Consider the following 14,749-nt stretch of genomic DNA (forward strand, 5'->3'; position numbering starts at 1 on the left):
CCACCAGGCTTTTCTATTATTCGTTATTTATGATAGAAAATTACCTATCTATAAATTAAAATCCAACATCAGAGGGGAGTATAACAAAACATGAGCAAAAAGATGAAAACCATGGACGGCAACACAGCTGCCGCCTACATCTCCTATGCTTTCACCGACGTTGCCGCGATCTACCCGATCACGCCGTCTTCGCCGATGGCCGAGCATGTAGATGAAATGGCTGCCAAGGGCGCCAAAAATCTTTTCGGCCAGAAAGTCAAGGTCATCGAGCTGCAGTCGGAGGCCGGCGCCGCAGGTGCTGTTCACGGCTCGCTGCAGGCCGGTGCACTGACGACGACGTACACCGCTTCTCAGGGCTTCCTGCTGATGATCCCGAATCTTTATAAGGTAGCCGGCGAACTGCTGCCGGGCGTTTTCCACGTTTCGGCCCGCGCACTCGCTGCCAATTCCCTGAATATTTTCGGCGACCATCAGGACGTCATGGCTGCCCGCCAGACTGGCTGCGCCATGCTCGCTGAGGCCAGCGTTCAGGAGGTCATGGACCTCTCGGCTGTCGCTCATCTCGTAGCCATCAAGGGCCGCGTGCCTTTCATCAACTTCTTTGATGGTTTCCGCACGTCGCACGAGATTCAGAAAATCGAAGTCGTCGACTACGATGACCTCGCTAAACTGCTCGACTGGGATGCCGTCAAGGCTTTCCGCCGCCGTTCCCTGAACCCGGATCATCCGGTCCTGCGCGGCTCGGCCACGAACCCGGATATCTACTTCCAGTCGCGTGAAGCTGCCAACAGCTACTACGACGCTCTGCCGGCCCTCGTCGAAGAGGCTATGGCTGACCTTGCCAAAGTCACGGGCCGCGAGCATCATCTCTTTGATTACTATGGTGCCAAAGATGCAGACCGCGTCATCATCGCCATGGGCTCCGTCTGCCAGACGGTACAGGAAACGGTCGATTATCTCAACAGCAAAGGCGAGAAAGTCGGTCTCCTGAACGTCCATCTCTATCGTCCGTTCTCCATCGAGCACTTCTTCAAGTTCCTGCCGAAGACGATTCAGAAAGTCGCCGTCCTCGACCACACGAAGGAACCGGGCTCCCTCGGCGAGCCGCTTTACCTCGATGTCAAGGCTGCGTTCTATCATTCCGATATGCATCCGACAATTATCGGCGGCCGCTTCGGCCTCGGCGGCAAGGACACGACGCCGGACCAGATTTTCGCGGTATTCGAAGAGCTCAAAAAGGACGCTCCGAAAGACGGCTTCACGATCGGCATCGACGACGATGTCACGCATACGAGCCTGACGCCGGCCCTTTCCGATGTCGACCTGACGCCGGAAGGCACGACGGCCTGCAAGTTCTGGGGCCTCGGCTCCGATGGTACGGTCGGTGCCAACAAGAGCGCCATCAAGATCATCGGTGATAAGACGGATATGTATGCACAGGCATACTTCGCTTATGACTCGAAAAAGTCGGGCGGCATCACGATGTCGCATCTGCGCTTCGGCAAATCCCCGATTACGAGCCCGTACCTCATCAACAAAGCCGACTTCATTTCCTGCTCGCAGCAGTCTTATGTTTATAAATATGACCTGCTCGCAGGCCTCAAGCAGGGCGGCAAGTTCCTGCTGAACACGGTCTGGAGCGATGAAGAGCTCACGAAGCACCTGCCGGCAGCCATGAAACGCTACATCGCGAAGAACAACATCGAGTTCTACACGGTCAACGCTGTGGCCATCGCCAAGGGCCTCGGCCTCGGCGGCCGCTTCAACATGGTCATGCAGTCCGCGTTCTTCAAGATCACGAATATCATTCCGATCGACAAGGCTGTGGAATACCTCAAGGAAGCCATTGTCACGTCGTATGGCAGAAAAGGCCAGAAGATTGTCGACATGAACAACGGCGCTGTCGACCAGGGTATCGAAGCCCTGCACCGCGTCAATGTACCGGCAGAGTGGGCTGACGCTCAGGATGAGCCGGAAGCAAAACGCGACCTGCCGGAGTTCATCACGGAAGTTCAGGAAGTCATGAACCGTCAGGAAGGCGACAAACTGCCGGTCTCGAAATTCGCCGGCGACCGCGCCGACGGCACGTATCCGCTCGGCGGCGCTGCTTACGAGAAGCGCGGCACGGCCATCAATGTGCCGGTCTGGAACACGGAGAAATGCATTGGCTGCAACAAGTGCTCCTATGTCTGCCCGCACGCTTCGATCCGTCCGGTCCTCACAACCGACGAAGAGCGCGACGCAGCTCCTGAGGGCTTCCCGTCCAAGGATGTCCGCACGGTCAAGAACTACCACTTCACGGTAGCCGTCTCCACGATGGACTGCCTCGGCTGCGGCAACTGCGCTCAGGTCTGCCCGGTCAAGGCCCTCGACATGACGCCGCTTGACGATGAGCTCAAGGCAAAACAGGCTTACTTCGACTACGGTGTCGACACGACGAAAGTCGCACCGAAGAAGAACCCGATGAAGAAGGAAACGGTCATTGGCTCGCAGTTTGAGCAGCCGCTGCTCGAGTTCTCGGGTGCCTGCGCCGGCTGCGGCGAGACGCCGTATGCCAAACTCATCACGCAGCTCTTCGGCGACCGCATGATGATCGCCAACGCCACGGGCTGCACGTCCATCTGGGGCGGTAGTGCTCCGGCTATGCCGTACACGACGAACGCCAAGGGCCACGGCCCGGCTTGGGACAACTCGCTGTTCGAGGATAATGCAGAGTTCGGTCTCGGCATGTTCCTCGGCACGGAGTCCGTACGCAACGGCCTCGCTGACGACGCGAAGAAGGCCCTCGAAGCCGGCCTCGGCAGTGCCGACCTGCAGGCTGCCCTGAATGAATGGGTTGAGAACCTCAACAACGGCAACGGCACGCGCGACCGCGCTGACCGACTCGAAGCTCTGCTCGCCGTAGAAAAGGGCGATGACGAGCTCCTGAACAAGCTCTACGAGAACCGCGACTACTTCGTCAAACGTTCGCAGTGGATCTTCGGCGGCGACGGCTGGGCTTACGATATCGGCTACGGCGGCGTCGACCATGTCCTCGCTTCGGGCGCCGATGTCAATGTCTTCGTCTTCGATACGGAGGTTTACTCCAACACGGGCGGCCAGGCCTCCAAGGCTACGCCGGCCGCAGCCATTGCACAGTTCGCTGCCACGGGCAAGAAGACGCGCAAAAAGGACCTCGGCATGATGGCCAGAACCTATGGCTATGTCTATGTTGCTCAGGTCGCTATGGGCGCTGACCAGAATCAGCTGCTCAAGGCCATCACGGAAGCAGAGGCATATCCGGGCCCGTCCCTCATCATCGCGTATGCACCGTGCATCAACCACGGCATCCGCAAGGGCATGGGCTGCAGCCAGCTCGAGGAAAAACTCGCTGTCGAGTGCGGCTATTGGGCAAATTACCGTTACAATCCGCAGCTCGTCGGCACGGACAAGAATCCGTTCAGCCTCGATTCGAAGGCTCCGGACTTCTCGAAGTTCCAGGAGTTCCTGATGGGCGAGAACCGCTACATCAACCTCAAGCGCTCCTTCCCGGAAGCTGCCGATGCACTCTTCGAGAAGACGCAGCATGATGCGGAAATCCGCTACAACAACTACAAAACGCTCGCAGGCAAATAATACTTGCCACGGCGCGTAAAGGCATAAAAAGAGACCTGTCTCACAGCGAGGCAGGTCTTTTTGCGTACAAGTTAAGTTTTTTAGTTTTTAAAAGGAAGTTCGTGGAAGAAAGACGGAGAGGACTGTCCAACGTTCCGCGTGGCCGGCTGCTAAACTTATTTTTTGCCCTTCAATTAATCCTTACGAAGGAGCTAAACGCGCTCCGCTTGAACGACGCTCCTTCGCAAGGGTTCTGGTCGGCAAAAAATAAGTTCTTCACGCAGGCGGCCAAAGCTCCACTTATGGCCAGCCCTCTCCTTACTTTCTCTGCACCAAGGCCCATAACCTAAAGTGACAGACAGCAAAAGATGAAAGGTAGAAATGAACTGAGGCGGGGGGACCCTATTCCGCCTGCAGGAGCGCAATGACTGCCGGCAGGCTGGGACCCAAATTTGTTTTTCTAAATACAGTGATGTGAGAACGCCGCGGCAGGCGGCGAAAAAACGAAGCAGGAAAAATCCTGCATGGGTCCCATTTAATGGAGCGACGAAGCCGAAATAGGGTCCCCCCGCCCCTTGCTGAAAGTATCTTTGGGCCGTCCTCCCCGTCTTTTTTGTGAGAAGTATCTTTGGGCCGTCTTTTTATCCTAAGATTGTGTCGAGCGCCATCATCAGTGTGAAGCCCACGGCGAAGGCGATGACGCCGATGTTGGAGTGGTGGCCGGCGCTCATTTCGGGGATGAGTTCTTCGACGACGACGTAGAGCATGGCGCCGGCGGCGAAGGCGAGCAGGTAGGGCAGCACAGGCACGACGAAGCTTGCTGCGACAATGGTCAAAGCGCCGCCAATTGGTTCGACGATGCCGGAGAGCGTGCCGAGGATGAAGGCCCGATGATGACCTTCGCCATTGGCTGCCAGCGGCAGCGAGATAATCGCGCCTTCGGGGAAGTTCTGGATGGCGATGCCGAGAGACAGCGCGAGGGCCGCGCCAATTGAGATTTCGGAGCCGCCCGTGAGCCAGCCGGCCAAGACGACGCCGACGGCCATGCCCTCGGGGATGTTATGAAGCGTCACGGCGAGGACGAGTTTGAGATTTTTCGACAGCGGACTCTCAGGGCCTTCGGCTTCCTCCGTGCCATCGCTGTTCTGATGAAGATGCGGGATGATGTGGTCGAGCAAGAGCAGAAAGAGCGTGCCGGCCCAGAAACCAGCAACAGCTGGCAAAGATGCATAAGCCCCCAGTTCGCTGCTTTCCTCCATGGCCGGAATCAAAAGACTCCAGACAGAAGCCGCGACCATGATGCCCGCCGCGAAGCCTGTAAAGGCCTTCTGCACGCGGTGGTCGAGCTCGCCGCGCAAGAGATACACACAGGCTGCGCCGAGCGTGGTGCCGATAAACGGGATGGCAAGTCCCTGAATGATTTCAATAGGCATGAAACATTCCCCCTTATAATATGATTTCTTTTGATATGATTTCTTTCCTTCATTAATTATACAGGATGGACAGGCAAAGGGAAAGAGGGAGAAAAGGGGAAGGATTGAGGGGAAATACCCATATGTGGTATAATATTGCTATGTGTTTCAAGCGGAGAGTGTGAGTCATGCCAAATCATAAAGAGAAGAAAACGAGGAATATTTTCACCGAGAAAACGGGCCTTGAGCAGGAAATCGTGCTCTTAAAGCAGAATCTTGATGAACAGGCGGCAAAATTAAAGGAATGCCGCAAGGAAATCGAGGACGCCATTGTCGCGCGCATCCGTTATCAGGAAGAAATCAAGGAACTGCGCGAGGAAAACAGGAACCTCAAAAAGAGACTCGCAGCCTACGAGCCGGAAATCCTTGCCGAAGAAGAAAAATCAGCGGGGGATGAGTCCGCGGCAGCAGAGCAGGCTGAAGAGACGGCAGAAGACGCCGACGGCCTGAGCCCTGCCGAGCGCGAGTTTTTTGAGACCTTCCGCATTTATGTGGTCGGCGGCACGGACAAGTGGCAGAAGAAAGCAGCCGAGGTTTTCCCAATGCTGCATTTTCTCGGCAATGAGAAGAATTTCGACCCGATGGCCCTGGCACAGGCGGACTACGTCGTCATCAACACGAACGCCGTCTCGCATGCCTGTACGGAGAAGGCCAAAAACGCCGCGCCAAAGTCGGCCGCCATCATCATGACGTCAAACAACAACCTGAACTTGCTGCGGCAGAAGCTGCTGGCCACGATGAGCTGAAAAATACCCATATACCCATATATAGGAGGATTTTTTATGGAAGAAAACACGATCATCCATGGTTTTAAATTACTCAAAAAAGACGAAGTCGCCGAGGTCGCTTCGACGGCTTATACCTTTGAACATGTGAAGAGCGGCGCGCGCCTGTTCTTCCTCAAGAATGACGATGACAACAAGGTCTTTTCAATTTCGTTCCGCACGCCGCCCGTCGATGATACGGGCGTGGCGCATATTGTCGAGCATTCGACGCTCTGCGGTTCGCGCAAATACCCGCTGAAGGAGCCGTTTGTCGAGCTCGTCAAGGGTTCCTTAAATACCTTCCTCAATGCCATGACGTATCCCGACAAGACGATGTATCCGGTCGCGAGCCGCAACGACAAGGATTTCCAGAACCTTATGGACGTCTACCTCGATGCCGTTTTTTACCCGAATATGCGCACAAATCCGCAGGTGCTCATGCAGGAGGGCTGGCATTACGAGATTGAAAAGCCCGAGGAACCCCTGCGCTACAGCGGTGTTGTCTACAATGAAATGAAGGGCGCTTTATCTTCGCCTGACGATTTGCTCGAAAGCCGCATCATGCATTCGCTGTACCCCGACACGACGTACGGCCATGAGTCGGGCGGCGACCCTGAGGCCATTCCGGACCTCACGCAGGAAAAATTCATCGCGTTCCATCAGAAATACTACCATCCGTCGAACAGCTACATCTACCTCTACGGCGACATGGACATCGAAGAAAAGCTCGCTTACCTCGACGGGGAGTATCTTTCCCACTTCGACCGCATCCCCGTGCCGTCGAAAATCGACCGCCAGCAGGAATTCGGCAGCCTGAAGCGCGAGACTGTGCCGTATCCGGTAAGCGCCGACGAAGGCACGGAAGAAAAGACGTTCCTCACGCTGAACTGGACGACAGGGGAGTCGCTTGACCCGAAGACCATGATGGGCCTTGAAATTCTCGAGCACGCCCTGCTGCGCACGCCGGCCGCACCTCTCAGAAAAGCTCTCGTCGACGCCAAGCTCGGCAAGGATGTCGACTCGATTTTCGAAAACGACATGCTGCAGCCGTTCTTCAGCATCATCATCAACAATTCAGAGGCAGACCGGCTCGACAAATTCTACCATCTGGCCATGACGAAGCTGCAGCAGCTCGCCGAAAACGGCATCGACCGCGAGCTTCTCGAAGCTTCCATCAACCTTATGGAATTCCGCCTGCGCGAAGCCGACTTCGGCTCGGCACCGAAGGGCTTGATTTACGGCATCCGCATCATGAAGAGCTGGCTCTACGGCGGCGACCCCGAGACGTATCTGCGCTATGAGGATTTGCTGCAGCAGATGAAAGAGGGCCTCACGAGCCGTTACTTTGAATCCCTCATTGAGGAATACTTCCTCGCGAACCCGCACCGCAGCCTTCTCGCGATGGTGCCGGACACGGAGCTCGCCGCCCGCCGCGAACAGGAGCAGGCGGAGAAACTCGCCAAGAAGAAGGCCTCGCTGAGCAAAGAGGAAATCGAGAAAATCATTGCCTCGACGCGCGCCCTCAAGGAGCGCCAGCAGAGCCCCGAGACGGAAGAGGCCTTAAAGACCATCCCCGTGCTCAAACTTTCGGATATCCGCAAAAAGTCGTATCCGCTGCCGCTCGACGTGCGCGAATTCGATGGCACGAAGGTGCTGTTCAGCGATGTCAACACGAACGGCATTGCTTATCTGAACCTTTACTTCGATGTCAGCAGCGTCGCGGAGGAAGAACTGCCGTATCTCTATCTCCTCAGTGAATTCATCGGCATGGTCGACACGAAGGAGCACACGTATGCCGAGCTCGCGAACCTGCGCAATCTGCACACGGGCGGCATGACGTCGGACGTCGTCGTCTACACGAAGAAGGACGAGCCCGACTCGATGGCGCCGAAACTCCGCATCAAGGCCAAGGCCCTCGTCAAGAAGCTGCCGGAGCTCATGAGCCTTCTGCAGGAAATCATGACGGAGAGCCAGTTCACGGACGAAAAGCGCCTGCGTGAGCTCATTGAACAGGAAGAGGCTTCGATTGAACTCAATCTGCAGCGTTCGGCAAATCAGATCATCGTTTCGCGTCTCGCTGCTTATCTTTCAAAGGCCGGACGCTACGCCGATGAAGGAGGCCTGCCGTTCTATCCGTTCCTCAAAGAATTTGCCGAGGACTTTGCTGGCAGCCTCAAGAAAATGCAGAATGTCTTCAAGACCCTGCTGCCGAAGGTCTTCAACCGTCAGAACCTCATCCTCAGCGTCACGCTGCAGGAAAAGGAGTACGAAGCCTTCACAAAGGCCTTTGCGCCGCTGCAGCAGGCCTTGTCCGACGAGAAATTCCCGGCAGCTGCCTACAATTGGGACATCAAGCCTTTAAACGAGGGCCTGACTTCCTCAAGCCGCGTTCAGTATGTCGGCAAGGCCGCGAACTTCCTGCGCCTCGGCTATCATTTCACGGGCAGCATGGCCGTCCTTGAAACCCTTTTGCGCTACGACTATTTCTGGACGAAAATCCGCGTGCAGGGCGGTGCCTACGGCGCGTTTACGGGCTTCAACCGCAACGGCTTCATGTACTTCGGTTCGTACCGCGACCCGAACCTCAAGGAGACCCTCGCTGTCTTCGACGGCACGGCCGACTATGCCGCCAATTTTGAAGCGTCGGAGCGCGAGATGGACAAATTCATCATCGGCACGATGAGCGGCGTCGATACGCCGATGACCCCGATGATGAAGGGCGACGCGGCCGCGACCTGCTATCTGCGCGGCATCACCGAGGCCGACCGCCAGCAGCGCCGCGATGAAATCCTCGCGACGCGCCAGCAGGACATTCGTGCGCTCGCACCGCTCATCGACGCCTGCATGAAAGAAAATGTCCTCTGCGTTTTCGGCAATGACGAGAAGATTGCCGAGGCCAAGGATGTCTTCGGGGCCATCAAACCCGCACTTTAAGCCATTTTGAGGGCTGCGGCAGGCATAAATGCAAGACAATTGTCCATTCAGGGAAACGTTGACTTTCCTGCGTGGACATGGGATAATGAAAGGGACATCATAAATTTAGTCAATGAATCCATGACTTCAGGGGCTGTGGGCAAAGCCAGGAGCTTAGCGGCATGGATTGCACGACAGGAGGCTTTTCTGATGAAGAAGACAATTTTCAAGGGTGCAGGTGTTGCCATCATCACGCCGTTTACGGAAGATGGTGTCAACTTTGAAGAACTCAGCCGTATCATTGAGGACCAGATCAAGGGCGGCACGGACGCAATCGTCATCACGGGCACGAGCGGTGAATCGGCCACGATGACGGATGAAGAGCATAAAGCAGCCATCAAATGCGCTGTCGACACGGTCAAGGGCCGTATCCCGGTCATTGCCGGCACGGGCTCGAACGAGACGTCTTATGCCATCCAGCTTTCCCAGTACGCAGAGAAAGTCGGCGCTGACGCCGTTCTCGTAGTTACGCCGTACTACAACAAATGCACGCAGAAAGGCCTGATTGCTCATTACAAGGCCATCGCTGAGAGCATCAACATCCCAATCGTGCTTTACGATGTACCGTCGCGCACGGGCGTCGGCATCCAGATTCCGACGTATGTCGAACTCTCCAAGATTCCGAACATCGTCGCTGTCAAAGAGGCCAATGGCGACCTCTCGAAGATCCTGCGCCTGCGCGCTGCCTGCGGCGACAACCTCGACGTTTACTCGGGCAACGACGACCAGATCGTGCCGATCCTTTCGCTCGGCGGCAAGGGCGTCATTTCCGTCCTTTCGAACGTCGCTCCGCGTGAGACGCACGATATGTGCCAGCTCTATTTCGACGGCAAGGCAGAGGAAGCCGGCAAGATGCAGGTTGCGTACACGGACCTCATCGATGCCCTGTTCTGCGAAGTCAACCCGATTCCTGTCAAAGTCGCCATGCGCAAGCTCGGTTATGCCGCAGGTCCGCTGCGCATGCCGCTCTGCGAGATGGAGCCGGCTCATGAGAAACAGCTCGAGGATGCTCTGCGCAACCACGGCCTGATTAAATAAGCCGCTTCACGCTGACGCGCAGTGCGTAAATTGAAATAGAAAAGTCTATCTGCAAAGCCTTTGGAACCACAAAGAGGTGTCTTTTGTCCGTTCCGAAGGCTTTGTGTTGTTATATATTATATAGAAGAAAATACGAGGAAAAATTTATGCATGGTGTTTTTGACATAGTCGGGCCGGTCATGATCGGTCCGTCGAGCTCGCATACGGCCGGGGCCGTGCGTCTCGGCCTGATGGCGCGCAAGATTTTAGGCGAACCGGCCGTCCGCGCCGACATCAATCTGCACGGCTCTTTCGCACAGACGTACCGCGGCCACGGCACGGACAAGGCCCTGATTGCAGGCATTTTGGGCTTTACGCCCGACGATGAACGCATCCGCGAGGCCCTGACGATTGCGAAAAAACAGGGGCTTGACTATCACTTTCAGAAAGTCCAGCTTGAGCAGGCCCATCCAAACACGGCGGTCATCCACCTCATTGGGGTGACGGGCCGCACAGCACGTGTGCGCGGTTCGTCGGTCGGCGGCGGCAACATCCGCATCACGAATATCGACGGCTACGAAGTCGAGCTTACGGGCATGTACCCCGCGCTCATCACGATTCATCACGACCGGCCGGGTGTCATCACGAAAGTCACGCAGGTGCTCGCGCGCTACGAGGTTAATATCGCCTTTATGCGCGTCTCACGCCACAGCCGTGGCGAAATGGCCATGATGATTCTGGAGCTCGACGAGCCGCTGTCGGACGAGGTGCTCGACGAATGCCGCGAGGTCTACGAAGTGGAGCATGCCTTCGCGATTCCGGCCATCTGACGCTATTTTAGAAAGAGAGTTTCGAGAGTCTTATGATTCAATTCAACTTTAATACCATTGCCGAGCTCATCGAGGCTGCCGAGACGCAGCGTCTGCCCATGCACGAAATCGTGCTGGCCCGCGAGATGCACGCTGCGCAGCGCACGCGCGAGGATATCCTTTCGGAGATGCAGCACAACTGGCAGGTCATGCAGGAGTCGATTGCGCGCGGCATCAAGAATACGGAAAAATCGGTCAGCGGCATGACGGGCGGCGACGCGAAAAAGCTCTATGCCTACCGTGAAAAAGGCTATCTTGGCGAATCTGCACTGGCGGCTGCGGCATATGCCGTAGGCATCAGTGAGGTCAATGCGGTCATGGGCCGCATCGTCGCGTGCCCGACGGCAGGCTCGTGTGGCATCGTGCCGGCGGCGCTCTACGCGGCGAAAAAACAGCGCGGCTTTGGGGATGAGGATATTGTCAAGGCCCTGCTGACGGCCGCAGGCATCGGCATGGTCGTCGACCAGAACGCCTCGATTGCCGGCGCTTCGGGCGGCTGTCAGGCGGAATGCGGCACAGCCGCGGGCATGGCGGCAGGAGCACTCGTCGAGCTCGCGGGCGGCACGCCGGCGAGGATTGGCGACGCCGTGGCCCTTGCCATCAAAAATCTTCTGGGGCTCGTCTGCGACCCCGTGGCAGGACTCGTCGAGGTGCCCTGCGTCAAACGCAACGGCTTCGCGACGGTCACGGCCCTGACCGCAGCCGACATGAGCCTGGCCGGCGTCAAGAGCGTCATTCCTGTCGACGAAGTCATCACCGCCATGAACGAAATCGGCCACGCCCTGCCAAAATCCCTGCGCGAAACCAGCGAAGCAGGGCTCGCGGTGACGCCGACGGCCAAGAAAATTGAGAAACGCGTGTATCCGGATTGAAGGGTGACAGCGTGGAAGAAAGGCGGAGAGGGCTGACCAACGCTCCGCATGGCCGGCTGCTAAACTTATTTTTTGCCTTTTAATGTATCCTTGCAGGGAGCTAAACGCGCTTTGCTTGAACGACGCTCCCTTGCAAGGGTCCTGGTCGGCAAAAAATAAGTTCTTAACGCAGGCGTCCAAGCTCTACTTATGGCCAGCCCTCTCCTTACTTCCTGGCGTCTGCAGGCGAAAATCATTTCCCCACCCAAAGTTACATGGAAGAACAATTTACATCGATGGCCAGCTCTCTCCTGGCTTTTTGTGTCGAAGTTTATTTTCACGTCGAGGCCGCACGTAAAAAAACCGTCCCCGCAGGGGAAGGTGGCGCGCAGCGCCGGAAGGGGTGTCGGGAGAATTGACTTGCAGGGGTGCAGCTTAAATGATATAATAATTATAGAAAGAAAAAGGCCACCGTAAGCGGTGCCCTCTGGTTAGTCAAAAAATGACCGCACTAGTTGGAAGCATTGGCGGTCATTTTTTTGTGCTTTTATCCTTGCCAAGGGTATAACCCAAGGAAAAACAAGCAATAGCAAGTCCGAGAATATTGCAAACGATATCGTAAACAGTACTTCCGTCCATGCGACATCCCTCCTTTCAGTTGGAATCATCTGCATGTGCAGAAGTCAAACCGTGGAGGGCATACAAAATCCCTCTATTCCAGAAAAACGGATTAGAGGGCAACCGCCTACCGTTGGTGGCCATCAGCGTTACATGGTAATGCTGATAAGATATTCTATCATGGAACATGTGGAGAAGACAAGGCATAAAATTTGGCCTTGTCTTTTGCTTTATGGCTGGAGAAAATGCGTGAAAGGCGGAGAGGGCTGGCAGGGAGTGACATATCGCAGGGGCGGGGAAACAATTTTCGGCTTCGGCGCTCTGCAAAAATGAGCCCCATGGAAGAAAGTCGGCAAAGAAAATTCGCCGCCTGCCGCGGCGTTCTGACAATGAGCAGCCAAGGGCGTAATTCTTAGGGCTCATCCCTGCGGGCAGATGCTCGCGCCTGCAGGCGAAAATCATTTCCCCGCCCAAAGTTACATAAAAGGACAATGTACATCGAAGGCCAGCCCTCTCCTGACTTTTTCGCGTCGAAGTTCATCTTTTCGCCAAGAGGCCGCACGTTAAAAAGCCGTCCCCGCAGGGGAAGGCGGCGCGCAGCGCCGGAAGGGGTGTCGGAAGAATGAACTTGCGAAGTGGCAGACCAAATGATATAATAAATGTAGAAAGAAAAAAGGCCACCGTAAGCGGTGCCCTCTAGTAAGTCAAAGAATGACCGCGTAGTTTGGGAAGATGGCGGTCATTTTTTTGTGCCTTTATCCTTACCAAGGGTATAACCCAGGGAAAAACAAGCAATGGCAAGTCCGAGAATATTGCAAACGATATCGTAAACAGTACTTCCGTCCATGCGACATCCCTCCTTTCAGTTGGAATCATCTGCATGTGCAGAAGTCAAACCGTGGAGGGCATACAAAATCCCTCTATTCCAGAAAAACGGATTAGAGGGCAACCGCCTACCGTTGGTGGCCATCAGCGTTACATGGTAATGCTGATAAGATATTCTATCATGGAACATGTGGAGAAGACAAGGCATAAAATTTGGCCTTGTCTTTTGCTTTATGGCTGGAGAAAATGCGTGAAAGGCGGAGAGGGCTGGCAGGGAGTGACATATCGCAGGGGCGGGGAAACAATTTTCGGCTTCGGCGCTCTGCAAAAATGAGCCCCATGGAAGAAAGTCGGCAAAGAAAATTCGCCGCCTGCCGCGGCGTTCTGACAATGAGCAGCCAAGGGCGTAATTCTTAGGGCTCATCCCTGCGGGCAGATGCTCGCGCCTGCAGGCGAAAATCATTTCCCCGCCCAAAGTTACATGGAAGAACAATTTGCATCGATGGCCAGCCCTCTCCTGACTTTTTCGCGTCGAAGCTTATTTTCACGTTGAGGCCGCACTCTGAAAAGCCTGCCCCACAGGGGAAGGTGGCGCGCAGCGCCGGAAGGGGTGTCGGAGATAAAGTGATTACAGACGAAAATTCCTGTCCAAAGCTAAATTTGCGTTGGGCAGGGATTTTTTTATGACTTATTGCTTGCGATTCTCGGCGATAATCTTTTTTAATTCTTCAAGTGACAAGGTGTGGTGCGGATCGCGGTGAATCATGCGGTGGCAGTTGCTGCAGAGGCAGATGAGGTCGGTTTCAGGGTTGACTTCCATTTCGCCATTGACTTCGTGCAATGGTTTGACATGATGGACTTCGATGAAGTCTTTGCCTTGTTCGCCATAGAATTTCTCAAAGTCAAAGCCACAGGCCATACATTTTGTACCGTGGATTTTTATCGCGGCGAGTCGGTTCTTGGGGCTGCGTTCGTATTTTGTCGAGTAGACGTAGGTCTTGCGGCCTTCGCGGATGGATTTGCCGTCGGGCTGTTCTTCTGAGGTATCTTGAAGTTCATTCTTATCAGCGGCGATTGTTTCAGGATGAAGAAAACTGAGCTGATAATGCGCATCATCCTGACGATAGAAACGGGCGGACTGTTTTTTCGTGCTCTGCCCCAGAGGGGCGAGTTTTTTCTGTAGTTCTGTACTCCAGAAGATGCGTACGCGGCCGAGCTTATGACGTTCTCGTTCCAGATGGGCTTGGTAGTCATGGCCATGGTAAGTCAGAATGATTTCGCGGCGTGTGCTGCGTTCCATGTCTTCTGCGCCAAAGAACCAAAATAAATCATAGGGAATTGTCGCGCCTTTGTATTTCCAGAACGACAAGTCGCAGTCTTTGAGCAGGACCTGTTCGCTGACGAGTTCCCAAGAATGATAGCGGCCGCGCTCATGACGGCTGTGAATAGCCTGATCGTAGAGCTGTTTGGACTCATTCTCATCAGGGATATCCATATGCCAGCGATAATCGTCAAATGAAGGTCCGTCGATGGCAAAATTGGGCTGTGTCATTGGGGAAACGGCGAATGGTTCCAGATGATGCAGGTAATTCTTCATTGCGTCCAGTAAAATCACATCTGTTCCTCCTTCCTGATAGTCATGGTGTTACTATTTCTTTCGCTGTCAGTCTTAAAATTCCTGCTAATTAAAAAATACCATATAAATACTTATATTGCCAATTATATACAATTATCTTGAAATATAGCGTATATGAGATTATAATATA

The 14,749-nt window shown here is 55.0% G+C and carries 8 protein-coding genes; 6 read left to right on the top strand and 2 right to left on the bottom strand.

The genetic code is table 11. The features are described from left to right. The first annotated feature begins 90 nt into the window (after nucleotides 1-90). Nucleotides 91-3,615: a pyruvate:ferredoxin (flavodoxin) oxidoreductase gene (gene nifJ, locus ACI4OH_RS06015; RefSeq protein ID WP_439784396.1), complete on the top strand. Its 3,525-nt coding sequence runs from the start codon at nucleotides 91-93 to the stop codon at nucleotides 3,613-3,615. A 620-nt stretch (nucleotides 3,616-4,235) separates the two neighbouring features. Here the strand turns inward: nifJ and ACI4OH_RS06020 are convergent. Further along, nucleotides 4,236-5,027, bottom strand: coding sequence for a ZIP family metal transporter (locus tag ACI4OH_RS06020; protein WP_432648213.1), 792 nt, complete (start codon nucleotides 5,025-5,027; stop codon nucleotides 4,236-4,238). 167 nt (nucleotides 5,028-5,194) lie between these two features. On the opposite strand from ACI4OH_RS06020, the gene ACI4OH_RS06025 reads away from it, so the two are divergent. From ACI4OH_RS06025 to sdaAA, 5 genes are all read left to right on the top strand, one after another. Beyond that, on the top strand, nucleotides 5,195-5,812 hold the full coding sequence (locus ACI4OH_RS06025) for a hypothetical protein (RefSeq protein WP_435720988.1): 618 nt from the start codon (nucleotides 5,195-5,197) through the stop codon (nucleotides 5,810-5,812). Between the two features lie 36 nt (nucleotides 5,813-5,848). Then, nucleotides 5,849-8,764, top strand: a complete 2,916-nt coding sequence (locus ACI4OH_RS06030) for an insulinase family protein (RefSeq protein WP_435720989.1) — start codon at nucleotides 5,849-5,851, stop codon at nucleotides 8,762-8,764. 189 nt (nucleotides 8,765-8,953) lie between these two features. Next, nucleotides 8,954-9,841, top strand: a complete 888-nt coding sequence (dapA, locus tag ACI4OH_RS06035; protein WP_435720990.1) for a 4-hydroxy-tetrahydrodipicolinate synthase — start codon at nucleotides 8,954-8,956, stop codon at nucleotides 9,839-9,841. 146 nt (nucleotides 9,842-9,987) lie between these two features. Further along, nucleotides 9,988-10,650 carry an L-serine ammonia-lyase, iron-sulfur-dependent subunit beta gene (gene sdaAB / locus ACI4OH_RS06040; RefSeq protein WP_439784397.1) on the top strand — a complete coding sequence of 221 codons (663 nt, stop codon included), beginning with the start codon at nucleotides 9,988-9,990 and terminating at the stop codon, nucleotides 10,648-10,650. A 32-nt stretch (nucleotides 10,651-10,682) separates the two neighbouring features. Beyond that, nucleotides 10,683-11,561, top strand: coding sequence for an L-serine ammonia-lyase, iron-sulfur-dependent, subunit alpha (gene sdaAA, locus ACI4OH_RS06045; protein WP_295633642.1), 879 nt, complete (start codon nucleotides 10,683-10,685; stop codon nucleotides 11,559-11,561). Between the two features lie 2,110 nt (nucleotides 11,562-13,671). Here the strand turns inward: sdaAA and ACI4OH_RS06050 are convergent. Continuing rightward, nucleotides 13,672-14,598, bottom strand: coding sequence for an HNH endonuclease (locus ACI4OH_RS06050; RefSeq protein WP_439784398.1), 927 nt, complete (start codon nucleotides 14,596-14,598; stop codon nucleotides 13,672-13,674). Nucleotides 14,599-14,749: the final 151 nt, after the last annotated feature.

The sequence above is a fragment of the Mitsuokella apri genome, from assembly GCF_051886055.1.
Taxonomy (GTDB): domain Bacteria; phylum Bacillota; class Negativicutes; order Selenomonadales; family Selenomonadaceae; genus Mitsuokella.